The organism is Enterococcus sulfureus ATCC 49903 (genome assembly GCF_000407605.1).
Taxonomy (GTDB): Bacteria; Bacillota; Bacilli; order Lactobacillales; family Enterococcaceae; genus Enterococcus_G; species Enterococcus_G sulfureus.
The window spans coordinates 666,954-689,151 of record NZ_ASWO01000001.1; the positions used below are offsets into that span (position 1 = coordinate 666,954).

The following is a 22,198-nucleotide window of genomic DNA, read 5'->3' on the forward strand; positions in this document are numbered from 1 at the left end:
TCTCTTCTATATTCTTTACGCCTCTTATTATACGTGAATTTTTATAAAAAAAAAGCGAGTGATCACTTTTTTAAGAAAAACCTTGGCTTTCTTTTTAAGTAATCACTCGTTATTTATTTATTCGTCTGTTTCGTCTAATTCTGCTGTAATATCTAAGTTTAATTCATACAATTGTAATGGTGAGACCGAACTTGGAGCTTGTGACATTGGATCGATCGCACGACCATTTTTAGGGAACGCGATGACTTCACGAATGTTATCTTCACCTGCAAGTAACATCGCAAAACGGTCTAATCCTAAGGCGATTCCGCCATGTGGTGGGAATCCATAATCTAAAGCGTCCAATAAGAATCCAAATTGTTCTTGCATTTCACGTGGTGCAAAGCCTAATGTTTTAAACATTTGCTCTTGTACTTCACGTGTATGGATACGCAATGATCCTCCACCTAATTCGTAACCATTTAACACGATATCATATGCTTCAGCATGCACACTTTGCGGATCAGTAGCTAATTTTTCAACATCTGAAGCTTTTGGCATTGTGAATGGATGATGCGCCGATACAAAGCGTCCCGCTTCTGCATCGTATTCAAATTGAGGCCAATCCACAACCCATAAGAAGTTAAAGGCTGTTTGATCGATCAACTCAAGCTCTGCACCTAAACGATTACGTAAGGCTCCTAAAGCCGCTGATACTACTTCAAATGAATCCGCACCAAATAATAACAAGTCACCAACTTCAGCATTTGTTGCAGCTACGATATCGTCTGTAGCATCGACTAAGAATTTAGCGATTGGCCCTTTTAGACCATCTTCTTCTACTTTGACCCACGCTAATCCTTTTGCTCCAAATTGTCCTACATATTGACCTAATTGATCCATATCTTTACGTGAATAACGGCTTGCTGCCCCTTTTGCATTCAAGGCTTTTACGACACCACCTTGTTCTAATGCCATTTGGAACACTTTAAATTCCACGTCTTTTACAGTTTCCGATAGATCAATCAATTCCATCGCAAAACGTGTATCTGGTTTATCGCTACCAAAACGGTCCATCGCTTCTTGCCAGGTCATACGAGGGAAAGCTTCTGTGATTTCGATCCCTTTGACTTCTTTCATAACTGCTTGGATCAATCCCTCAGTATAGGTTTGGATCTCTTCAGCTGTTAAGAATGTTGTCTCGATATCGACTTGAGTAAATTCTGGTTGACGATCGCCACGTAGATCTTCGTCACGGAAACAACGAACGATTTGGTAATAACGATCCATCCCAGCAGCCATTAATAACTGTTTAAAAATCTGTGGTGATTGTGGTAAGGCATAAAAATGACCTGGATGCACACGACTTGGTACCAAGTAATCACGTGCTCCTTCTGGCGTTGATTTCGCTAGATAAGGCGTTTCGATATCTAGAAAATCATTGTCATCTAAATAGCGACGAATCGCACGAGTCGTTTTCGTACGTAACAACATATTTTGTGCCATTTTCGGACGACGTAAATCTAAATAACGATACTTCATACGTACTTCATCACTAACTTGTTGATCATCTTCAATTGTAAATGGTGGTGTTTTCGCTTTGCTCAAAATCTCGATTTTATCTGCTAAAACTTCAAATTCACCCGTCTTCATCTTAGGATTGATTGCTGCATCACTACGTTTGATAACCATACCTGAGACTTCGATCACATATTCACTACGACAACTATCGGCAATCGCCAATGCTTCTTTTGATGTTTCAGGATTGAAGACAACTTGCACGATTCCTTCACGATCGCGTAAATCTAAAAAGACTACTCCACCTAAGTCACGACGTTTTTGTACCCAACCTTTTAACGTGACACGTTGTTCTAAATAACTTTCATCTACTAACCCACAATAAACCGTTCGTTTTGCCATAAGTACTCCTCTTTTCCTTGTCTATTCTGCTGATTGACTCATTTCGTCAAAAATTTGATTGAAATCGGTATACACGGTTTCTAATGCATACTCGACTTCGGTACGTGTTGCCATATTTTTTACTTTAATAACGCCTGCTTCAAGTTCAGACTCACCTAGCGTCAACACCAGTTTTGCTTTCGCTTTATCGGCACTCTTGAACTGCGCTTTGGCTTTTCGCCCCATATAATCACGATCAGCTGAATATCCTGCCTGACGAATCGCTTGGACAACCTTCAACGCTTCGATATTCGTCTCTTCGCCTAAATGCACGACGTATGCATCAATGGTATCCACAGTTGGAATCGCTGCGCCTTCTGCATCTAAGATCATAAGGACACGTTCAACACCCATCCCAAAACCAAAACCAGGCGTAGGTTCTCCACCAAACTCTTCGATCAAGTTATCATAACGACCACCCGCACAAACGGTTGATTGTGTGCCTAACGTTTTTGAATCACACATAATCTCAAAAATCGTATGGGTATAGTAATCTAATCCACGAACCATATTGCTATCGATCTCATACTTAATCTCTAGTGCATCTAGCATTGCCGTCACTTGCTCAAAATGATGCCGCGCTTCTTCTGATAAATAATCTAAGATCTGTGGCGCATCTGCCACGATCACTTTATCTTTCTTGTCTTTACTATCTAATACACGTAATGGATTTTCATGTAAACGACGTTTTGAATCGGCACTTAATTCTTCTTCAAACGGAACTAAGTAATCGATCAATGCCTGACGATAAGCTTGACGTGTTTCTTGATCGCCTAGTGAATTGATCACTAAACGCAGTCCTTTGATCCCTAGTTGATCAAAAAAGTCTAATGCCATCGCCATGGTTTCAACATCTGTGGCTGGATTTTTAGAGCCAAAGACTTCAACACCGATTTGATGGAATTGACGTAAGCGGCCTTTTTGAGGACGCTCATAACGAAACATTGGTCCCATGTAATAGACTTTATACGGCTTAGGAAATTCTGGTCCATATAATTTATTTTCGATAAATGAACGAACGATCGGTGCTGTTCCTTCTGGGCGCAATGTGATATGACGATCTCCTTTATCATGAAAATCATACATTTCTTTGGTCACGATATCAGAAGTATCCCCTACACTTCTTGAGATCACTTCGATGTGTTCAAACATTGGCGTACGGATCTCTGAAAACTGATAGTCCCCAAATAGCAAACGAGCTGTTTCTTCTACAAATTGCCATTTTGGCGAATCTGTAGGTAAAATATCATTGGTTCCTTTCGGACGTTGATAATTCATGTATTTTCCTCCTAAAAATAAAAAAAACGCCCTTGTTTTTACACAAGGGCGAGTCAATTTTCGACACGCGGTACCACCTAAATTTGAAAAGAGCTTGCTCTTTTCCTTCAAACGATTAACGCTCGTACACGGATATGGCTTTTCTTCCACTCATCTCCAGAATGTCTATTCGCTACATCTTCTTGAACTACTTGCAGCCACGGTAGTTCTCTCTTTGTAAAGAAAAATATAGGTACTTGTTCCTTCAGCGATTTTTGATTGATATTACGTATACCCTACTGTACTTCTGAAAAAAAGTCAAGCAGATTTTCATGAACGATAGTTGCTATTTTCAAAGCAAATCCGTACACTAAGAGAGCAAAGTAAAGGAGTGTCACAGATGACAAATTATTTAGGCTATCAACGTAAGCCACATTATTATGAAACCGATCAAATGGGTATCGTCCATCATTCAAACTATATTCGTTGGTTTGAAGAAGCTCGAGCAGACCTACTAGACTTTATGGATTTACCGTACCATACGATTGAAGAAGCAGGCATCATTATTCCGGTACTCGATGTTTCCTGTCAATATAAAGGCATGGTCCATTATGGTGATCAACTGACGATCCAAGTATACGTCGAACAATATACCGGAACGCGATTCCAATTTCGTTATGAAATCATAAATGAACAGACAAAAAAATTAGTGACCACAGGAACTAGTAGTCATTGTTTTCTAGACCAAGTGCGTCAGCGCCCACTTTCACTCAAACGTTCGTATCCTGAGTTCCACGCTCGTTTTATTGAACAATTTGGTGAAAAATGATAAAACGCTAAATCATAGATTTTAAATTTCTCTCACTCTTTATTTTATGCTAAGCTTATTAAATAAGGAGTGAAATATAATCTATGGTATCTTATATTAAAGAAATCTTTCGGTTCCAGCCGATTAAAACTAACCCGATTAGAGTCCTCATCGCTGGTTTTTGTGTTTTGATGATTCTACTTGCGGGTTATTTTTCTGGAAACATGTATATTGCAAGTTTTGGCTCATTAGGGATTTTTATTTTTGCCTATTATCAAAATATTCCTAAAAGTCAGCTTGTCCAACGTCTCGTCATTGTCAGTATTTATCTCTATCTTTGTTTATTAACAGGGATGCTTAGTCATCAGCTTCAATGGGTATCACCAATTATCGTCGCGATTTTTGCATTTTTAGGCCGCTTTTTATTCCGCCTACATGGAATCAGTAAACCTGGTCCATTTTTTGCAATTATGATCATTACGATGGGAGCTAGTATGCAAGTCCCTATCGCTTCGGTCGTACCGTTGAGTAGTTATTTCTTAGTTGGAGCAGTTGTTTCAATTGTTGCGAGCTTACTCGTGAGTCTGACAGAAAAGGAAAAACCAACTGCGCTTGAAAAATTAACCTTTAAAGAACGTTTGCATCAAGATCCAGGATCGATTCTAGATGCGATTTTTTACAGCGGGACATTGTTTTTTGCGACTTACCTTTCTCAAGGACTACACTTTAACAATGCGTATTGGCTTGTAGTGTCGTGTGCAGCGATTCTAATGGGTGATAATCTGCGGGCAATGGCGCATCGCCACGTACAGCGGATCTTAGGGACTATTGTCGGCTTATTGATTACAGCATTTATCTTTAATATCCATTTAAACAGTGTCGCGATGTTGATGATGATTCCATTGTTTTTTATGGTCGTAGAATATTTGATCATGAAAAATTATGCTGTCGCAACTTTTTTTACTACACCCATGGCCTTGATGCTGACTACTCTTTCTCGTCAGCAATATAGCAATACGCTACTAACAGATCGAATGATCGGGATCGTAATCGGCAGTGTCGTAGGTGTTTTAGCTGGTTGGATTTTTACAGTCGGTATCGAATTTTATAATAAAGAGTTCCATCTTCATCAAACACTTGAAAAAGAAGGCGACTAAAAAACGAGGCTGTAACAGAAGTGATCAGCTCCAAGAAACAAGCCGAATAATTCCGGTAATAGGATCATCTATTTCGGTAATTATTCGGCTTGTTTCCTTAGGAGCTACTTTTGGAACACCGTTCATTTTTTAGGGGGTGTGACAGAATTCTGTCACACCCCCATTTTTTTAAAACATTTGTTACAAAATTATTTTTCTACACAATATGCTACACTCATAAGAGGAACATAATCTGTTGTTAGAAAGAGGACACTATGAAAGAATTCGTTGAAGAATGGATCATGCATAAGATCGGTGGCGAAGCACGTACTGATCTTGCAGATTCAGATAAAAAATGGGAACAATTTCATCACCAATTAAAACAAAAGGATCCAAATCATCTCTTGGCTGATCAACAAGTATTATTTCGAGTCCATACAACGAATGAAAAAGAGCCACAAAAAGAAGATTATGATGATCTTGAACAATTTAAACTAGACTATCAAAATTATCAAACACATCGTCCAGATACTCGTTCAGAGATCCAATTTGATAATCACTGGGTCTCGTTTACGGATTCATTTGATGTCATTACTTCTGATGAATTTGCAAAAAAACGCATGCGTGGTTTAGTCATTATAGCCCGACCGAAAAAAGCCATTAAAATATATCCACAAGTCAAAGATGTCAAAGGTGATTTTTTTGATGAAAAAGAAGTCGTCGCTCCATTAGATGAGCACACGACGTTAAATGTGTTGAGCTTTCATGAATTTGTGGCTAACTATCGGCCTAAATAGGAATCATATAACTTAAAAAAGCCATCTGTTTCATACGAAACAGGTGGCTTTCTTAAGGCTCATGGCCTTTATTCGATTGCAAGAACCGCGATTAATCGTACAATTTTTCAACATATTTTGTTGCGATTCGTTCGACTAATTCACGTAGATCATTCTCTACAACCGCGACCAAATCCAAATGTTTCGCATCACTACGCTCAAATAAGTGCAAAATTTCTTCCAAAATCAGAACTTTTTTGTGTGAAGATGCATCCACATAATGGTTGATGACGCGCTTCGTTTCTATCCACTCATTTGCATAAGCATCTGATAAAAACTGAGCGCGTTCGTCGAACAAATGTAGTTTTTGTTCATTAGTATTAATTGTAAACTTATGATAAGGATCCATAATGGTTCCTCCTAACTCAGTGCAACACTGTACACCATCAAAAATAAAATCTAAGCCGCCCCTTCTATCCTATTTCATTTTTGATCATCGCACCCCTCCTAACTGGAAGGAAAAGGTTACTTTTCCTATGCGCATGTGTCCTTTATAGATGCACCACACGACAGGCTAATGAATTTATAAACTAACATCCGTTCTTTAATATCATAACATTAAATACATAAAATAGATAATATTTCGTAACATATGTTCTCCTTTTGTTCTGTCCTTATATCTTTCTTATTTAATAACTAAATTCTCCGTTTTTTATCAAAAAAGAGACATAAAAAAAGATCACTTTAACGTCATAAAGTGACCTTTTTTGCTTAGTTAAACTCTTTTTCTAACTGTAAACGTTGGACTTTCATCGTCGCAGTGCGCGGAATTTCATCCCACGTCATTACAACTGGATGATGAAGTTGTGGAAGATCGCTAACTGCTGCAAACCATTGTTCTTCATTCATCTTTTCACCTTCAATTAAAGCTAAAACAGGCTGTGCTTTTCCTTCTTTTCCTCGAACTAATACGACTTCAGCCAAAAATGGTAAATGATCTAGTAAATAATCTTCGATTGCTAGTGTACTATTCACATCTTCGATCAAATCCACTTGACGATCTTTTAAATAAAGATGGCCATCTTCATCCATACAGCCATAATCTCCACTATCCCACCATTTATCAAAGACTGTCTTCTGGAAGCGTTCATCTTCTTTATAATACGTCAATGCACGTCCTTTAGATAAAAACTGGATATGCCCATCTGTGTTCCGCGGTAATTCATTGCCTTTTTCGTCACAAATACGCGCTTGCGTCAATTGTTCTAATCCAACTCCCATGTCACGAGCATTTGACGAAGACAATGTATCTAACTGATGTGCTTTTAAGATCATCGGTCCACATTCACTTTGACCATAAACTTGTAAAAAAATCGGATTTTGTGTTTGGCTAGCTTCTAAAAAAGCGACCATTGTTTGATTGTTGATCGCATCAAAAGTTGAGTGATAATACCGTGTTTTTGTAAATAATTCCGGCTGTTCTTTTGCTAAGCGAGTCCATTGTACAAAATGATTTGGATGCGTCTCTAACGCCATTGGATGATATGCATTTAACATACGTGCTACATTTTCTAACTTTGGATTGGCGATTGGTAACATAGGAAATCCTAGTGCCATCAGTGAAGAAATCCCAATATTAAAACGCGAATGTACAGGCGAAATATGGAACGCCACGATTCTTCGCCCCTCCATTTTCTGCATAACTGTTTTTTGCCAAACTGTTCGCCATCCCATTGAGTTTGCGGAGTGACAAATCAGTTTAGGGATCCCTGTTGTCCCAGATGTATGAGTCATATAGGAGATCTCATCTACTGCTAACTGCTCTTGTGGAACTGGTTTACTTGATGTAGCTAATAAACGTTCGACTGAGATTTTTTTGGCTGTATCGTACTGAATTGGATCGATTCGAATAGCCGTTTCTTCATCATATAAAATAAATGGATTTTCTAAACGTTCTAAAAATACTTCAATCGTACTTTGCGGTAAATGATACGAAATCATTGCAGGAACTGCTCCAAGATAAGAAGCGGCTACGGCAAGAAGGTACGTATCAAAACGAGGGCTTTTATAAATTAAAATCGCATCCCCTTTTTTCACACCTAAAGCGGCCAATTGATACGCTCGTTGTTCAATACTTTCTAAACTTGCCTGATAAGTAGTTGTGGTGTGTAGTTCAGGAAAAGCGCGTAGTGGTTCATCGAGTACAATCGCACTTTCAGGAAAATGTTGTGCTGCTTGAGAATAGTTCGTAAATAAATTCAAAGGTTCATGCGTAAACGGTATCATTTGTCTCATTCCTCTTTTCATTTTAGTTGTAACACGATAAAGACTTCCTCGTTATTGTAACGAAATAATTGTGAAAAATCTAGCAAAGTTTGAGTAAAGTTGACTTTTAGCTGATTTCACGTGACAATAAGAAAAAGCATTGGAGGGATTGGATGAGCAAAATTGGGATTATTGGTGTGGGAAACGTCGGCAGTACACTTGCCCATACATTAATTGAGCGTCATCATGTCACGGACTTATATTTATTTGATCAAAAACCAGAACGTTGTCTTGCTGAACAACAGGATTTAATTTGTGCTCAAATTGGACAAAATACTACAGCTACTATTCATATTGGAGAAAAATATGAATTGGCTCAATTAGATATCGTCGTTTTTTCCATTGGAAATATTGCCTTATTGAATGGTTCCGGTAGCCGCTTTGACGAGTTAGAATTCACAAAAAAAGCCGCCAAAGAATGGGCAGCTCATTTAGTCGAATATCACTTTAAAGGAATTCTATTGGTGATCACAAATCCTTGTGATGTGATTACACATTATATGCAAAAACTCACAAGCTTTGATCCAAAACGTGTGATCGGAACAGGAACTTCATTAGATACAGCCCGTTTACAACATGCCTTAAGTCTAGCATTTGAGGTTGCTCCTAACACGATTCGTGCACTTGTCTTAGGTGAACATGGCGCCACTCAATTTGTTCCTTGGGACTATGTCAAATCCATTAATCCTCAGTTAGATTTTGGTAAGATAGATTTAGAAAGACTCGCCCATACGGCTTTAATGATTGGTGAAACCACTTTTACTGGTAAAGGCTATACTTCATTTGGAATTGCCAACCAAGCAGATCAATTGATTAGCCATTTAACAACATCCAAAACAGTATTTTTCCCTATCTCAGCTTATAGTCTTTATGATGAGATTTATATTGGACAATATGCAGCTTTGAATTGTACCGGAATTATCGAAACGTTCGAAATTCCCTTAAACGAAAAAGAAAAACAAGCCTATCAACGATCCGTTACTTGGATCAAAGAGATGGCTACACATATTTAAAAAGGGGTATGACAGATTTCTGTCACACCCCTTTTTAATTAAAATTCAGCTTCGTCAGGATTTTTCGCTTTTCCAACTACTCCGTCTAAGCCATCAATGATCGCCATATCTTCATTGGATAACTCAAAATCAAAGATTTCGCTATTTTCTAAAATACGACTTGGTGTTACGGATTTTGGTAATGGTAAAAAGTCATGTTGTAATGACCAACGTAGTGCAATCTGCGCAATCGTTTTACCGTATTTTTCAGCTAATTCTTGCATTTCTTTTACTTCAAAAATTTTACCAGTTCCTAATGGGCTATATGCTTCAAGTAAAATATCGTGCTCTTTACAATAAGCAACTGTTTCTTCCATCAATTCACCCGGTGCTAAAAAGATTTGGTTCACAACAGGTTTTACTTTAGCATTTTTTAATAATGCATCTAAATGATGGGGTCTGAAATTACTAACACCTAACGCTTTAATTTTTCCAGCTTCATAAAATTCTTCCATCGCTCTCCAAGTTTCAGCATTGGCTTCTTCCCAGTGATCACGAAATTCAACTGGATTTGGCCAGTGAATCAACAATAGATCGATATAATCCGTATCTAATTCTTTTAGGCTATTTTCAATCGATGCTTTAGCTAAATCGTATGAATGGTTACTGTTCCATACTTTAGTCGTTAAAAAGATATCTGAACGCGCAACGCCACTTTCTTTGATTCCTTGACCAACACTGCCTTCATTTTTGTAACCTTGTGCAGTATCAATATGACGGTAACCGATTTTTAAGGCTTCCTTAACCGAATCCACTGCTACTTGACCGTCTGGTGTTTGCCATGTACCAAAACCAACTTTAGGAATGTTGACTCCATTTGCTAATGTGTATGCTGTTGTTAAACTCATGAAATATCCTCCTCGACTTTTTATTTACATCTATAAGTGTATCAAAAAATGAAACTAACACCTACTGACTTGCTTAAAAAAAGTGAGCCGAATGTAATGTGCTCAAAAATTGGATCGTGTATCCAATTTTCGAGTATCATCTCCACTCCACTCACTCTTGATTATCTGGTTCGACATGGACATCGATTTCGGATACACCATGTTTTTCATATAGTCGTTCTTCAATTAAATCTGCAATGGCATGGCTTTCGACAACATTCATCGTCGCTGGCATCAATACCACGACATCCACATAAATATTCGCTCCATAGTTGCGACCTTTTAAACTTTTAACTGCAGTCACACCTTCGATCTGCATAATTTCTTGTTTATATTCAACAAGTAATTCTGTATCAAATCCATCCGAAAGTGAAAAAACACTCTCGCGAAAAATATCGATCCCCGTTTTTAAAATCAATAATCCAACAACTACTGCAGTCACGCTATCGATCCAACCAAAGTGAAACGACGCTGCAAAAACTGCAATTGCTGTTCCAATACTTGTCCAAGCATCACTTAAATTATCTTTTGCCGCAGCCATTAATCCAGAACTACGTACTTGTTGTGCTAATTTTTTATTGTATAGGTAGACACCATACATAAAAATAGCAGAAAAGATCCCTACGATCGCAGCGACCATATCTGGCGTTTCTTCTCTTCCAGTAATAATGGTCTCCATCGAACTATACAATACTTGTAAACTAACCGCGATCATGATCAATGAAGTGACTAAGCTTGCCACATTTTCTGCTTTCCAATGCCCATACCGATGATCATCATCCGCAGGTTTTCGTGATAGCCTTAATCCAATCAATACAGAAATCGACGCAATGATATCGGTCGCATTATTTAAACCATCTGCTTGTAAGGCTTCCGAATGTGCTAGATTGCCAATAATCAATTTTAAAGCTGAAACGATAATGTATGCAAAGATACTTACGATCGCCCCTTTTTCAGCTTGTTTGAGTTCTTGATATCGTTTTTCATTCCCCAATATACCCACTCACTTTCTATTTTCATCAAGGAAATCAGCATACCAAAAATTCTAAATCAATAGCTAAAGAATAAGAGATTTCTTAACATTTTGGGACTCCCATTTTATCGAATCTTGTTACCTTATTTGTCTTTAAGGGAACCCTAATTTTTTGAAACCGGTCTATTCTTGATAACGGTGTAACTTTAATTCACCAGCCAAATATTCACCTAAATAGATTTCACTGATTTTCTCAAATCCTTTTTCTTTTAACTGGTGTTCTAGCCATTCTTCATCTTGATCGATCAACTCTAAAACATCTAGATTCGCTTGACCATCGACAATGATTGGATAACGAATATTCTCATCACCAAACTGAATCAATGTTAATTGTCCATTTTGCTCCAATACGGCACTTTTTACTTCGTTGATCTCGTAGATGCCGTTCGAACGTAGTTTAAACATTAATTCATTGGCAGAAATTCCATTTTTTAAACATTCTTTGACGTTTACTTTTCCATTTTGAATCAAGGTGATCGGGCGTCCATCAATCCAACGCTTGATATAGCGATTGTGTTCTTTTGAAAATTTTACGATCAGCACAAGTAATGTCCATATGATCAATACCAAAATAAATTGCAACACAGTAATGTCATCATTGTAAATAATCCCTCCAATGATTCCACCTAAGACATAATTTTGAACTTGATCTAAAGCTGAAGTTGGAGCTAGATTCCCTTTCCCCATAATATTGATTTGTAAGATCAAACAAAGAATCCCCAACGCCAGTTTGATCATGATCGGACTATAAAACTCCATTCTATTTTGCTCCTTTGATCGTAATCTTTTGATCGAATAAATAAATTCTTGTAAGCTGATAGGCATCTTGGTTATTCGTATATTCAACTAGATAGATCTCATCTTTGATTTTAATATAACTTCCATTATTAAGTTGCGTCTCATTTAAGGCCAATTCAGTCAATGAAACTTTGTTTTCTTTTGCTATAGCTTGTAATACCCTCTCCGTTTGTGTGGAATCAGAATGCTCGGTTTGTGTTTTTTGATATTCTGAAAACTGGATCCCTGATATTAACAAAATGACTAATAAAATGATCAAACTTAGATCACGATATTTAGAAGTCAAACGGTGTCTTAGATATAAACTAAAGACAACCATCAAAATAAACAATAACCCAAATAAAAGTCCGTAACGTAACCAAACGGTATCGTTTGATTGATTGACTAAATAGTCATATGTATAAAATGTCATCCTTTTTCCTTTCTACAAAAAAGAAGCATAAGCATCAAAGGATGCCTATGCTTCTTCATACGTTTAATTATTGTACGCGTGGTTCACGTGCTTCATCAATGCTGTCTTTTACGTTTTCTTTTCCATTGTTAAAAGATGATTTTACTTTTTTTGTTTGTTTTGAAGCAAAGTCACCTACGTTTTCAGTAGCGTCACTTAAACGATCTTGAACTGTTACTGAATCTTCTTCGTATTGTTCTTGTGATTTGATATCAACGACTTCTACGTTTACTTCAATGACTTCTAAACCAGTCATATGTTTTACTTCTTTTACAATAACTTCTTTGATTTTGTTGAAGATATCTTGAACATCTTTGCCGTATTCAGCTACGATATCTAGATCAACAGCAACTTGTTTTTTACCAACTTCAACGTCGATTCCTGAAGTAACGTTATCTGTATTGACTAATTTTTCAGCAATATTTGAGAAAAATCCGCCATCTACTGCTAATAATCCATCGATGTTTTCTAAAGCGATGCCTACGATTTTTTGGATTACTTTATCGTCAAATGTCAATTCGCCTTTAACAGCTGTTGTTGGTGTAGTTGTTGGTTTAATTTCTTTGTTTTTTACGTTTTCCATGCTTCAAGCACTTCCTTTTTTTTATTTTTAGTATTTTTTATCTGGAAAGATTTTTTCCAGCAGTTCACTCTTTTGTAAATACATTCCAATGAAACTTCCCGCCGCAATCAATAATAAGACGAGAATCGTTTTGAAAAATCCCAACGAAAGAAATAAGATAGCTAAGATTAAGCCACATAGTCCTCCAATTATTGGGAATGTATGTTGTTTGAACAACTCAGACATCATATCCCTCCTCTTATTGTACGCGTGGTTGTGACGAGCGTTTTGGTGCATCTTTTTGGAGGTCTTTAAAAGTTACATGAATCTCTATTGGCGCCTCTACTCCTAGAAAACGATGAATCTCATCTTCTGTTTTTTTGTTAAATCGTTGTACTTTTTCGTAAGTGTCAACTGTTGGTCGAACAGTTCCTGTTACTTCAACACGTACTTTTTTCTTTTTCATTTTCGTTTTTACACGTGCATTTTTTAGCCATTCGGTATCGTTTGCACTTGCTTTAACCAAACCGTCGATAGCACTTTTTGATAATGTTAAGGTTCCTTTGTCCTGTTTTAAAGGAATCGTAGTTGTAGTTTTGGGGATTAATGCCACAACGATAATGCCGACTAAGATTAAAACCATAAAAACTGCTGCCATCCAAAAGAAGTAGACTGGTAAGATTCCACCAATTACTGGATAATCTTTTGGCGCGAGCAAGTGAAATTGAAATTGTCCTTGTGCTTGATAACGAATAAAGCTATCCGCTAAAACGGTGATCAATAACAGGCCAATAATTGCAATTACAAACTTTTTCCATTTTGCCATTCACCACTCCACCTTTCTGTTTATTTATGCCCTAACAAAACTGTAACATCATTTGTTTTTTTTTAAAAGTAATATGCTATGCCTTTCACAAAAGATAACGAAAATTATTTTTAAACCGTTGATACAAAAGCTTATATAACAGTCATTTTTTATTTTATATCGTTTTAAATCCTTGTCTATACGATTTAGTAAAAAAAATTTCACATACAAAATTGTAAGTTTCTCATTATTGAATACGCTATCATTTAACCTTTTTTTATATAGTTATTTAATTAAAATGCAAGTTTTTTGCTCAAAAAAAAGACCTTATTTCATTTTGAAATAAGGTCTTTTGCTAAATTATTTAGCTAATGCGCTTTTTGCTTGGTCAGCTAAAGCAGTAAATGCAGTTGCATCATTTACAGCTAGGTCAGCTAGCATTTTACGGTTGATATCGATTTCTGCTAATTTCAAACCGTGCATTAATTTAGAGTAGCTTAAGCCATTCATACGAGCAGCTGCGTTGATACGTGCAATCCATAATTTACGGAAGTCACGTTTCTTTTGACGACGATCGCGGTATGCGTAGCTATATGATTTCATTACTTGTTCTTTTGCTGTCTTGAACAAGGTATGTTTTGAACCGTAATATCCTTTTGCTAATTTAAGCACTTTTTTACGACGTTTACGAGATACTGTTCCACCTTTAACACGTGCCATTATTTAATTCCTCCTAATTGAATCTTCTATACTTAATTTTTGTCTGTTGGAAAATTTTGCGTTGAATTATTTCATTCTCGCTAATTGTTGACGGATACGTTTGTAATCGCCCTTAGATACCATTGAAGCTTTACGCAATTGGCGACGTTGTTTCTTTGTTTTACCGTGGAAACGGTGACTTGTAAACGCGCGGAATCTTTTTAATCCACCGTTACCAGTACGTTTTACGCGTTTTGCTAATCCGCGGTGTGTTTTTTGTTTTGGCATAACTAATTTCCTCCTCAAAATCTTTCGTTATCTAACTGACCTTACTCTAATAGAGCCGAATTTACTTGTCGTTTTTTGGCGCAAGTACTAAGAACATACTGCGTCCGTCCATTTTCGCTTTTTGTTCCACAGTTGAAACATCAGCTGTTTCTTCTGCAAGACGATCTAGGACTCTCTGACCAATTTCTTTATGGGTAATGGCGCGACCTTTGAAACGGATAGAAGCTTTCACTTTATCCCCTTTTTCAAGGAACTTGCGTGCATTACGTAATTTAGTATTAAAATCATTGACATCGATCGTTGGACTTAAGCGAACTTCTTTCACACTGATGACTTTTTGTTTCTTACGGGCTTCACGTTCTTTTTTCTGTAGTTCAAAACGATATTTCCCATAATCCATAATACGAGCAACCGGTGGTTTTGCATTAGGTGCAACCAACACAACATCTAAGTTAGCTTGTTCTGCGATTTGCAACGCTTCTGCTTTCGTTTTTACTCCGAGTTGATCTCCGTCTTGACTAATCAAACGTAACTCACGTGCACGAATGCCGTCGTTTACCATCATATCCTTTGCTATGGTCATTCACCTCCAAGTTTTTTGAGAGAAAGAAAGAGTTTTCTTACAAATAGGCACAAAAAAACGAGTTCTTAACGAACCCGCAACGTGACCCAAATTGATTGGATAACTATCTGCCCAGCGACAACGTCACGAGGCGAGAAGCGGGTGCTTCTGCTTTCATTTCTCAACTCTCACTATTATACAAACATTTTATGTCAAAGTCAATGATTTTCATTTGTTTTTTCATAAAAAAAGTCCGACAAGTTCGTCGGACTTACACTCATATTAGTTTGCAGCTTGAGCCGCTTTATTGATGTAGTTATAAGGTTGGTTAAAGTGTGGTAAGAAGAATAGATCTAATAATTTTAATTGGTCGATCGTCATTTTTTGTTCGATTGCTAGTGAGAACATATGGATCGCCATCGAAATATCCGATGTGTAAGAACCCATTTGTGCTCCAACGATACGACGAGTGTGTTTATCAAAGACGATACGGATTTTTACAGTCGCGTTTTCTTTCATAAATCCTGGTTTTTGAGTATCTTCATAATCCACATAATCGACTTCTACACCAAAGCGTGCAGCTGATTCAACTGAGATCCCTGTTGATACCATGTTGTAACCAAAAATTGAGATTCCGTTTGATCCTTGTACTCCTGGAGACTCAACATCAGCTCCCCCAATATTTTCTCCAGCTACGATACCTGAACGTACTGCATTTGTTGCAAGTGCGATATAAGCTGTTTGTTCCATCGCATTTGAATACACTGTCGCGCAATCCCCTACAGCATACACATCAGGTAGGCTCGTACGTTGATGACGATCAACTAAATAGGCATTATTGGCAAAACGTTCTAATTTGTCGCCACCGATAGCACTATTAGGTAAGAAGCCGATCGCATTGATGACCATATCGACATCGTAACTACCGTTTGCTGTTACAACTTTTTCAACTTTGTCTGTTCCTTGATATTCTTGAACCAATTCACCTAAATGCATTTCGATTCCGTGCTCTTTTAAGTTTTCATCCATGTTATCTGTAAACCATTTGTCATAGTAGTTTGGCAATGAACGAGTCGCTGCATCAAATAATAAAACATGTTTACCACGACGTTTTGCAGCTTCTGCCATTTCAACTCCGATATATCCAGCTCCAATAACTGCGATATTTTGGATAGAATCATCACTTAAAATTTGGTCGATCATTTGACCATCTTGGAATTTTTTCATGAAACGAATATTTTTCAAGTCACGTCCAGGAACATTTGGTGAAATTGGTACTGAACCAGTTGCTAAAATTAATTTATCGTAAGATTCTTCAAACGTTTCCCCATTTAAAGTCGTGCAGTACACGATTTTTTTATCAAAATCAATTGTTTCCACACTTGTTTCCATGTGAACTGTTGCGCCTTTTTGCAAGAATTCTTCTTTATTTGTATAGAATAATCCATCTACGCTATCGATTTGACGCCCTACCCATAATGCTGTTCCACAGCTTAGGTAGCTTAGGTTTGTGTTACGGTCGATCATGACCACTTCTTGGTTTTCAAAGTTATCTAATAAAGTATTCGCAGCCGCAACACCTGCATGGTTTGCTCCAACAATCACTGTTTTTGTCATAATATTTTTCCCCCTTGTGTTGTTTACATACATAGTATATAAAGATTGTGAACGCTAGAACTATCACAGATTTTTGCACAAGTGAAAAAACTGAGAGCAATGCTTATGAAAGCTTATGCTAAAGCAAAATACTACTTGCTCACTTTTTTTCAAAATATTTCATTGTGAATTTATTCATTTTTATTCACAAGTAAAAAAAAGAGCTAAAACCTTGTTAAATCAAGATTTAGCTCCTTTACCTTTTATTAAGAAATACAATTTAGCTTTTCTTCAATCATTTTTATCACGAGCTCTCGTGCTGTTTGATCCGTGATAAAATCTAATTTATCACCATCGATTTGTAGTTTTGGACTGGCGTCATATGTATTGAACCATTGATCGTAACGTCGATTTAATTCTTCGTAATAAGCGTATAAACTTGGATCTTGTTCGATTTGTTCATAAGAACGACCTCTTTGTTTAATGCGTGAAAGCATCGTATCTAGAGAAACTTTGATATGAACCAAAAGATCCGGACGTTTTTGATAAGTTGCTAGTGGCAATTCTTCTAGCATATTGGCAAGCAATTCATCATACACGGCCACTTCTGTTTTGGTCGTGCGTCCTAGGTCAGCATTCAAATGAAACAATAAGGAATCTTCATAAATCGAACGATCTAATACATTGTTCTCCCCTTTTCGTGCTTCTTTGATACTTGCAAAGCGTTTATTTAAAAAATAGATTTGCAATAAAAATGCATATTTTTCTGGATTTTCATAAAATAAAGGCAGTACTTCGTTTTCTTCTACTGGTTCATAAAATGCTGTACTTTGAAAATGTTCTGCTAGTAAAGCAGTCAAACTAGACTTTCCTGCTCCGATGGTACCTGCTAAAACAATCATTTTTTTCCTCCTTGATTCTTTCAATTTTACTACTATACAATAAGTTCATTTTTTTGTCATGGAAGATCAGAATGAAAAAAACGTGAAAAAAAGGTTAAGAAATCGATTTTTTTTAAGAAAAGTAACCAGATAACTTAACGGATCTACAATAATCTAGTAAAATAAAGCCTGAACTGTCAGATATTACAGAAACGAAAGAGGAGAGCCATGAAAGAAGTAGGGACTGGGGAAGCAACTGGGAAAATTATTTTGATGGGTGAACATGCTGTTGTTTATCAAAAACCAGCAATCGCATTTCCCTTTAAAGGAACCACGATTACAGCAATGATCACACAAGCAAATGAAAACACCTTAACTTCAAGTTATCATACAGGAGCACTCAAACAAACATCTGAAAATTTAGCCAATATTACTCAATTAACTCAAAAATTACAACAAGATTTGAATACACCACCATTTCATTTGACGATCCAAAGCACGATCCCTTCTGAACGTGGAATGGGTTCTAGCGCTGCGGTGGCGGTCGCGATTACACGTGCTTTTTTTGATTGGCAAGTGTTGCCACTTTCTGAAGAAACATTGTTACGCTATGTCAATTTTTCAGAACAAATCGCTCATGGAAATCCTAGCGGTATCGATGCAGCGGCAACCAGTGGCTCACAACCGATTTATTATCAAAAAAATCAAGCTATCATGCCGTTTCCTTTGCATCTAGATGCGTTTTTATTAGTCGCAGATACCGGAATCAAAGGACAAACCCGTGCGGCTGTGCGTTCCGTAGCAGAACTGGCGACTCTACAACCTGAGCTTGTAGAAAGTATAACAGCTCATCTTGGCTTATTAACTAATCAGGCAAAACAAGCCATTATGCACAATGAAGCAGAGACATTAGGAGATTTGATGGATCAAGCCCAATCAGACCTAGAAAAATTGGGTGTTAGTAATGATGAACTAAATCGATATACCCGTTTAGCCAAAGAACACGGAGCATTAGGTGCCAAATTAACCGGTGGTGGCCGTGGGGGTTGTTTTATCGTCTTAACAAAAACTAAAGAACAAGCTGAGACTATTTGCCACATCTTAGAACAAGCTGGAGTAAAAGGAACTTGGCTACAAGGATTAGGAGCTTACCAACATGCATAAAGGAACTGCGCGTGCATACACAAATATTGCCTTGATCAAATACTGGGGCAAAAAAGATGATGCATTGATTTTACCAATGAATAACAGTTTATCATTGACACTAGACGCATTTTTTACGGATACTACTGTCACATTTGATGAACAGTACACAAAAGATGTCTTTTATTTAGATACCGTGTTACAAGATGAAAAAGCGACCGCTAAGGTATCACGCTTTTTAGATTTAGTGCGCGAAAAAATGGATCGACCTTTATTTGCCACTGTAGAGAGCATCAATCATGTGCCAACAGCTGCTGGACTAGCTTCTTCTGCTAGTGGACTTGCCGCTTTAGCACTAGCCTGTAATGAAGCATTGAGATTGAATCTTTCCAAAACAGAAGTTTCCCGTTTAGCTAGACGTGGCTCAGGTTCGGCTTGTAGAAGTATTTTTGGCGGCTTTGTAGAATGGGAACAAGGAACAGATGACCTCTCTTCCTTTGCTCGTCCTATAGAAGCCGATCGCTTTGAAGACGAACTTGCGATGGTCTTTATCTTATTAAATGATAAACAAAAAGATGTGTCCAGTCGTGATGGTATGAAACGAACTGTCGATACTTCTGCGTTTTATCCTGCTTGGGTTAATACAGCTGGAGAAGATCTAACACTGATCAAACAAGCCATTGCTGAAAAATCATTTACAAAATTAGGGGAAGTCACTGAAGCAAATGCACTGAAAATGCATGCTACTACGCTTGCCGCAACACCACCTTTTACGTATTGGTCACCTGAAAGCTTGCGTGCTATGGAAGTGGTCAAAAGCTTAAGAAAAGACGGTCTAGAGTGCTACTTTACAATGGATGCTGGTCCAAACGTCAAAGTCCTTTGTAAAAAACAAGACCGACAACAAATCATCGCACGATTGACGCAAGAATTTTCAGCTGAACAAATCATCTGTGCTTTAACAGGTCCAGATGCGCATTCTATAGAAACGGAAGTGACATTATGATCGAGGTCTCAGTACCTGGAAAATTATATATCGCAGGAGAATACGCGGTCGTTGAACCGGGACACCCTGCCGTAATCGTAGCTGTGGATCAATTTATTACCGTAAAAATCGAAACAGCTCGTAAAAATGGAACGATACATTCTCAACAATATAGTGATTTGCCGATTCGTTGGACTAGACGCAACGGCGAGCTTGTATTGGACCATCGTGAAAATCCATTCCATTATATTTTAGAAGCCATTCGTTTGACTGAAAAATATGCATCAGAAAAAGGTCGGATCCTTGCCTTTTATGATTTGAAAGTAACCAGTGAACTCGACAATTCAAATGGTCGTAAGTATGGTTTAGGTTCAAGTGGTGCTGTAACAGTTGCCACAGTGAAAGCACTGAATTTCTTTTATGATTTAGAAATGGATGAAATGACGATTTTCAAAATTTCTGCCTTAGCTCATCTAGCTGTTCAAGGTAACGGTTCTTGCGGAGACATCGCAGCTAGTGCTTTTGGCGGATGGATCGCTTTTTCCACGTTTGACCACGAGTGGGTAATCAAAAAACAAAAAGAATGGCCTTTGTCTCACCTTTTATTTGAAGACTGGCCTGAGCTTACAATCACTAAGTTAAAAACACCTAAAAATCTTCGTTTATTGATTGGGTGGACTGGAAGCCCTGCTTCTACTTCTGATTTAGTTGATCAGGTGAATCAATCCAAAGAAGAAAAAAATCGCGCATATCAACAGTTTTTAGCAGATAGTAAACAATGTGTTCAAGCATTGATCGATGCGTTTGTCGCTGAAGATGTCTTGATGATCAAAAAAATGATTTTAAAAAATCGTGCACTACTTGGTGAACTTTCTCAAATTACTGGAGTGATGATCGAAACACCTGCATTAAAAGAATTATGTGAGCTAGCCATCGCTTGTGGGGGAGCTGCTAAATCTTCTGGTGCTGGTGGAGGAGATTGCGGAATCGTGATTGCAGACCAACGCACTGGCATCTTGCCTTTGATGAGCGCATGGGAAAAAGCGGAAATCACGCCTCTCCCCTTACACGTTTACCACTACCAAGGAGGCGCGCAATGAATCGAAAAGACGAACATGTATCACTAGCTAAAGCATTTCACGGGAAACATGTAACAGATTTTGATGCGATTCGCTTGATTCATCAGTCTTTTCCTGAAATCGCAGTTCAGGAAGTCGATCTTAGTACTACATTGGCTTCTTTTACTACCCCTTTTCCTTTCTTCATCAATGCGATGACGGGCGGAAGTGAAAAAACCAAACAAATCAATCATGATCTTGCACTCATTGCGCGAGAGACGAATCTAGCCATGGCAACGGGTTCTGTTTCTGCTGCATTGAAAGATCCAAGTGTTAAAGACTCCTTTACCATTGCGCGAAAAACCAATCCAAATGGCTTATTGTTCGCAAATGTTGGAGCAGGAACTTCCGTTGAGCGGGCAAAACAAGCCGTCGATCTTTTTGAGGCAGATGCTTTACAAATCCATGTCAATGCGCCTCAAGAACTCGTTATGCCAGAAGGTGATCGCGATTTTTCTCATTGGTTAGACTTAATTGAAGAAATCGTTACGACACTTTCTGTCCCGATCATTGTCAAAGAAGTTGGATTTGGCATGACGAGAGATACGATAAATGCTCTACGTCAACGCGGAGTACATGCAATCGACGTCTCTGGCCGCGGCGGTACGAGCTTTACCCAAATCGAAAACGCTCGTCGTAAAAAACGTGAATTTCACTATCTGGATGATTACGGTCAAACAACAGCGGAATCTTTATTAGAAGCCAGTTTAGTTCCTAACGATTTTTCATTACTTGCTTCTGGAGGTATCCGAAATGCTTATGATATTTTTAAAGCACTTTGTTTAGGTGCAGATAGTGTGGGAATTTCCGCAACGATTTTAAATGAACTACTCACTCATGGCGTAGAAGATACGATTGCATTTATTGAACGTATGAAAGATGAATTGCGCATGCTTTATACGATGAGTGGTATTACAAAAACAGCACATACCACAACGGTTCCTCTATTAATAGGGAGGCCACTAAAAGACTGGTGTCTAGCTCGCGGTATCGATTATCAAACATATGCCACACGTTAAACGAGAAAGGATAGTTCCTTTCTTGTTTTTTTAAGGTTTACTTTAGGTTTATACGCTATACTAAAGAAAAAGTTTGAGG

The 22,198-nt window shown here is 37.7% G+C and carries 24 protein-coding genes and 1 other annotated feature; of the genes, 8 read left to right on the forward strand and 16 right to left on the reverse strand.

Features of this window, described 5'->3' with window-relative positions; genetic code table 11:
* Positions 1-117 precede the first annotated feature (117 nt).
* Positions 118-1,899, reverse strand: a complete 1,782-nt coding sequence (gene aspS, locus I573_RS03045; RefSeq protein WP_016185110.1) for an aspartate--tRNA ligase — start codon at positions 1,897-1,899, stop codon at positions 118-120.
* 21 nt (positions 1,900-1,920) lie between these two features.
* The gene (hisS, locus tag I573_RS03050) at positions 1,921-3,216 is read right to left on the reverse strand and encodes a histidine--tRNA ligase (protein ID WP_016185111.1); all 1,296 of its coding nucleotides are present in this window, start codon (positions 3,214-3,216) and stop codon (positions 1,921-1,923) included.
* Positions 3,217-3,257: 41 nt separating this feature from the next.
* Positions 3,258-3,473, reverse strand: a binding site (T-box leader).
* Between the two features lie 122 nt (positions 3,474-3,595).
* On the opposite strand from hisS, the gene I573_RS03055 reads away from it, so the two are divergent.
* The 3 genes from I573_RS03055 (at position 3,596) to I573_RS03065 (ending at position 5,936) form a co-directional block, all read left to right on the forward strand.
* Positions 3,596-4,024, forward strand: coding sequence for an acyl-CoA thioesterase (locus I573_RS03055; protein ID WP_016185112.1), 429 nt, complete (start codon positions 3,596-3,598; stop codon positions 4,022-4,024).
* 83 nt (positions 4,025-4,107) lie between these two features.
* Entirely contained in the window at positions 4,108-5,160 is a 1,053-nt protein-coding gene (locus I573_RS03060) for an FUSC family protein (RefSeq protein ID WP_016185113.1), read from the forward strand.
* Between the two features lie 254 nt (positions 5,161-5,414).
* Complete coding sequence (locus I573_RS03065) at positions 5,415-5,936, forward strand: hypothetical protein (RefSeq protein ID WP_016185114.1); 522 nt, start codon at positions 5,415-5,417, stop codon at positions 5,934-5,936.
* Positions 5,937-6,027: 91 nt separating this feature from the next.
* On the opposite strand, the gene I573_RS03070 is transcribed toward I573_RS03065, so the two are convergent.
* Positions 6,028-6,324 carry a DUF1048 domain-containing protein gene (locus I573_RS03070; protein ID WP_016185115.1) on the reverse strand — a complete coding sequence of 99 codons (297 nt, stop codon included), beginning with the start codon at positions 6,322-6,324 and terminating at the stop codon, positions 6,028-6,030.
* A 362-nt stretch (positions 6,325-6,686) separates the two neighbouring features.
* Positions 6,687-8,201, reverse strand: a complete 1,515-nt coding sequence (locus tag I573_RS03075) for a class I adenylate-forming enzyme family protein (RefSeq protein WP_016185116.1) — start codon at positions 8,199-8,201, stop codon at positions 6,687-6,689.
* A gap of 152 nt (positions 8,202-8,353) precedes the next feature.
* On the opposite strand from I573_RS03075, the gene I573_RS03080 reads away from it, so the two are divergent.
* Entirely contained in the window at positions 8,354-9,253 is a 900-nt protein-coding gene (locus tag I573_RS03080) for a lactate/malate family dehydrogenase (RefSeq protein WP_016185117.1), read from the forward strand.
* Positions 9,254-9,291: 38 nt separating this feature from the next.
* On the opposite strand, the gene I573_RS03085 is transcribed toward I573_RS03080, so the two are convergent.
* The 12 genes from I573_RS03085 to I573_RS03140 all read right to left on the reverse strand — a co-directional run bounded on the left by I573_RS03085 (position 9,292) and on the right by I573_RS03140 (position 17,875).
* The gene (locus tag I573_RS03085) at positions 9,292-10,140 is read right to left on the reverse strand and encodes an aldo/keto reductase (protein WP_016185118.1); all 849 of its coding nucleotides are present in this window, start codon (positions 10,138-10,140) and stop codon (positions 9,292-9,294) included.
* Between the two features lie 151 nt (positions 10,141-10,291).
* Positions 10,292-11,173, reverse strand: coding sequence for a cation diffusion facilitator family transporter (locus I573_RS03090; protein ID WP_016185119.1), 882 nt, complete (start codon positions 11,171-11,173; stop codon positions 10,292-10,294).
* Positions 11,174-11,335: 162 nt separating this feature from the next.
* Positions 11,336-11,971: a DUF421 domain-containing protein gene (locus tag I573_RS03095; protein ID WP_016185120.1), complete on the reverse strand. Its 636-nt coding sequence runs from the start codon at positions 11,969-11,971 to the stop codon at positions 11,336-11,338.
* A gap of 1 nt (position 11,972) precedes the next feature.
* Positions 11,973-12,422: a DUF3290 family protein gene (locus I573_RS03100; RefSeq protein ID WP_016185121.1), complete on the reverse strand. Its 450-nt coding sequence runs from the start codon at positions 12,420-12,422 to the stop codon at positions 11,973-11,975.
* A gap of 67 nt (positions 12,423-12,489) precedes the next feature.
* Complete coding sequence (locus I573_RS03105; RefSeq protein ID WP_016185122.1) at positions 12,490-13,044, reverse strand: Asp23/Gls24 family envelope stress response protein; 555 nt, start codon at positions 13,042-13,044, stop codon at positions 12,490-12,492.
* Positions 13,045-13,071: 27 nt separating this feature from the next.
* Positions 13,072-13,269: a DUF2273 domain-containing protein gene (locus I573_RS03110; protein ID WP_016185123.1), complete on the reverse strand. Its 198-nt coding sequence runs from the start codon at positions 13,267-13,269 to the stop codon at positions 13,072-13,074.
* A 13-nt stretch (positions 13,270-13,282) separates the two neighbouring features.
* Entirely contained in the window at positions 13,283-13,849 is a 567-nt protein-coding gene (amaP, locus tag I573_RS03115) for an alkaline shock response membrane anchor protein AmaP (RefSeq protein ID WP_016185124.1), read from the reverse strand.
* 339 nt (positions 13,850-14,188) lie between these two features.
* A complete protein-coding gene (rplT, locus tag I573_RS03120; RefSeq protein ID WP_016185125.1) occupies positions 14,189-14,548 on the reverse strand; it encodes a 50S ribosomal protein L20 in 360 nt (119 codons plus the stop codon).
* 66 nt (positions 14,549-14,614) lie between these two features.
* Complete coding sequence (gene rpmI / locus I573_RS03125; RefSeq protein ID WP_010742869.1) at positions 14,615-14,815, reverse strand: 50S ribosomal protein L35; 201 nt, start codon at positions 14,813-14,815, stop codon at positions 14,615-14,617.
* Between the two features lie 61 nt (positions 14,816-14,876).
* Positions 14,877-15,398 carry a translation initiation factor IF-3 gene (gene infC / locus I573_RS03130; RefSeq protein WP_016185126.1) on the reverse strand — a complete coding sequence of 174 codons (522 nt, stop codon included), beginning with the start codon at positions 15,396-15,398 and terminating at the stop codon, positions 14,877-14,879.
* 261 nt (positions 15,399-15,659) lie between these two features.
* A complete protein-coding gene (gene nox / locus I573_RS03135; RefSeq protein WP_016185127.1) occupies positions 15,660-16,994 on the reverse strand; it encodes a H2O-forming NADH oxidase in 1,335 nt (444 codons plus the stop codon).
* Positions 16,995-17,239: 245 nt separating this feature from the next.
* Complete coding sequence (locus I573_RS03140) at positions 17,240-17,875, reverse strand: deoxynucleoside kinase (RefSeq protein WP_016185128.1); 636 nt, start codon at positions 17,873-17,875, stop codon at positions 17,240-17,242.
* A 207-nt stretch (positions 17,876-18,082) separates the two neighbouring features.
* On the opposite strand from I573_RS03140, the gene mvk reads away from it, so the two are divergent.
* The 4 genes from mvk to fni are packed head-to-tail and all read left to right on the forward strand — an operon-like array spanning position 18,083 to position 22,119.
* Positions 18,083-19,018: a mevalonate kinase gene (gene mvk / locus I573_RS03145; protein WP_016185129.1), complete on the forward strand. Its 936-nt coding sequence runs from the start codon at positions 18,083-18,085 to the stop codon at positions 19,016-19,018.
* Positions 19,011-20,003: a diphosphomevalonate decarboxylase gene (mvaD, locus tag I573_RS03150; RefSeq protein WP_016185130.1), complete on the forward strand. Its 993-nt coding sequence runs from the start codon at positions 19,011-19,013 to the stop codon at positions 20,001-20,003. The genes mvk and mvaD overlap by 8 nt, the downstream gene beginning before the upstream one ends.
* Positions 20,000-21,082 carry a phosphomevalonate kinase gene (locus tag I573_RS03155; RefSeq protein ID WP_016185131.1) on the forward strand — a complete coding sequence of 361 codons (1,083 nt, stop codon included), beginning with the start codon at positions 20,000-20,002 and terminating at the stop codon, positions 21,080-21,082. Before mvaD ends, I573_RS03155 begins: the two co-directional genes overlap by 4 nt.
* Positions 21,079-22,119, forward strand: a complete 1,041-nt coding sequence (gene fni, locus I573_RS03160) for a type 2 isopentenyl-diphosphate Delta-isomerase (RefSeq protein WP_016185132.1) — start codon at positions 21,079-21,081, stop codon at positions 22,117-22,119. Before I573_RS03155 ends, fni begins: the two co-directional genes overlap by 4 nt.
* Positions 22,120-22,198: the final 79 nt, after the last annotated feature.

Bases quoted from the DNA above. Each gene is read 5' to 3' on its own strand.
- aspS (WP_016185110.1), bottom strand. From the start codon at position 1,899: ATGGCAAAACGAACGGTTTATTGTGGGTTAGTAGATGAAAGTTATTTA.
- hisS (WP_016185111.1), bottom strand. From the start codon at position 3,216: ATGAATTATCAACGTCCGAAAGGAACCAATGATATTTTACCTACAGAT.
- I573_RS03055 (WP_016185112.1), top strand. From the start codon at position 3,596: ATGACAAATTATTTAGGCTATCAACGTAAGCCACATTATTATGAAACC.
- I573_RS03060 (WP_016185113.1), top strand. From the start codon at position 4,108: ATGGTATCTTATATTAAAGAAATCTTTCGGTTCCAGCCGATTAAAACT.
- I573_RS03065 (WP_016185114.1), top strand. From the start codon at position 5,415: ATGAAAGAATTCGTTGAAGAATGGATCATGCATAAGATCGGTGGCGAA.
- I573_RS03070 (WP_016185115.1), bottom strand. From the start codon at position 6,324: ATGGATCCTTATCATAAGTTTACAATTAATACTAATGAACAAAAACTA.
- I573_RS03075 (WP_016185116.1), bottom strand. From the start codon at position 8,201: ATGATACCGTTTACGCATGAACCTTTGAATTTATTTACGAACTATTCT.
- I573_RS03080 (WP_016185117.1), top strand. From the start codon at position 8,354: ATGAGCAAAATTGGGATTATTGGTGTGGGAAACGTCGGCAGTACACTT.
- I573_RS03085 (WP_016185118.1), bottom strand. From the start codon at position 10,140: ATGAGTTTAACAACAGCATACACATTAGCAAATGGAGTCAACATTCCT.
- I573_RS03095 (WP_016185120.1), bottom strand. From the start codon at position 11,971: ATGGAGTTTTATAGTCCGATCATGATCAAACTGGCGTTGGGGATTCTT.
- I573_RS03100 (WP_016185121.1), bottom strand. From the start codon at position 12,422: ATGACATTTTATACATATGACTATTTAGTCAATCAATCAAACGATACC.
- I573_RS03105 (WP_016185122.1), bottom strand. From the start codon at position 13,044: ATGGAAAACGTAAAAAACAAAGAAATTAAACCAACAACTACACCAACA.
- I573_RS03110 (WP_016185123.1), bottom strand. From the start codon at position 13,269: ATGTCTGAGTTGTTCAAACAACATACATTCCCAATAATTGGAGGACTA.
- amaP (WP_016185124.1), bottom strand. From the start codon at position 13,849: ATGGCAAAATGGAAAAAGTTTGTAATTGCAATTATTGGCCTGTTATTG.
- rplT (WP_016185125.1), bottom strand. From the start codon at position 14,548: ATGGCACGTGTTAAAGGTGGAACAGTATCTCGTAAACGTCGTAAAAAA.
- rpmI (WP_010742869.1), bottom strand. From the start codon at position 14,815: ATGCCAAAACAAAAAACACACCGCGGATTAGCAAAACGCGTAAAACGT.
- infC (WP_016185126.1), bottom strand. From the start codon at position 15,398: ATGACCATAGCAAAGGATATGATGGTAAACGACGGCATTCGTGCACGT.
- nox (WP_016185127.1), bottom strand. From the start codon at position 16,994: ATGACAAAAACAGTGATTGTTGGAGCAAACCATGCAGGTGTTGCGGCT.
- I573_RS03140 (WP_016185128.1), bottom strand. From the start codon at position 17,875: ATGATTGTTTTAGCAGGTACCATCGGAGCAGGAAAGTCTAGTTTGACT.
- mvk (WP_016185129.1), top strand. From the start codon at position 18,083: ATGAAAGAAGTAGGGACTGGGGAAGCAACTGGGAAAATTATTTTGATG.
- mvaD (WP_016185130.1), top strand. From the start codon at position 19,011: ATGCATAAAGGAACTGCGCGTGCATACACAAATATTGCCTTGATCAAA.
- I573_RS03155 (WP_016185131.1), top strand. From the start codon at position 20,000: ATGATCGAGGTCTCAGTACCTGGAAAATTATATATCGCAGGAGAATAC.
- fni (WP_016185132.1), top strand. From the start codon at position 21,079: ATGAATCGAAAAGACGAACATGTATCACTAGCTAAAGCATTTCACGGG.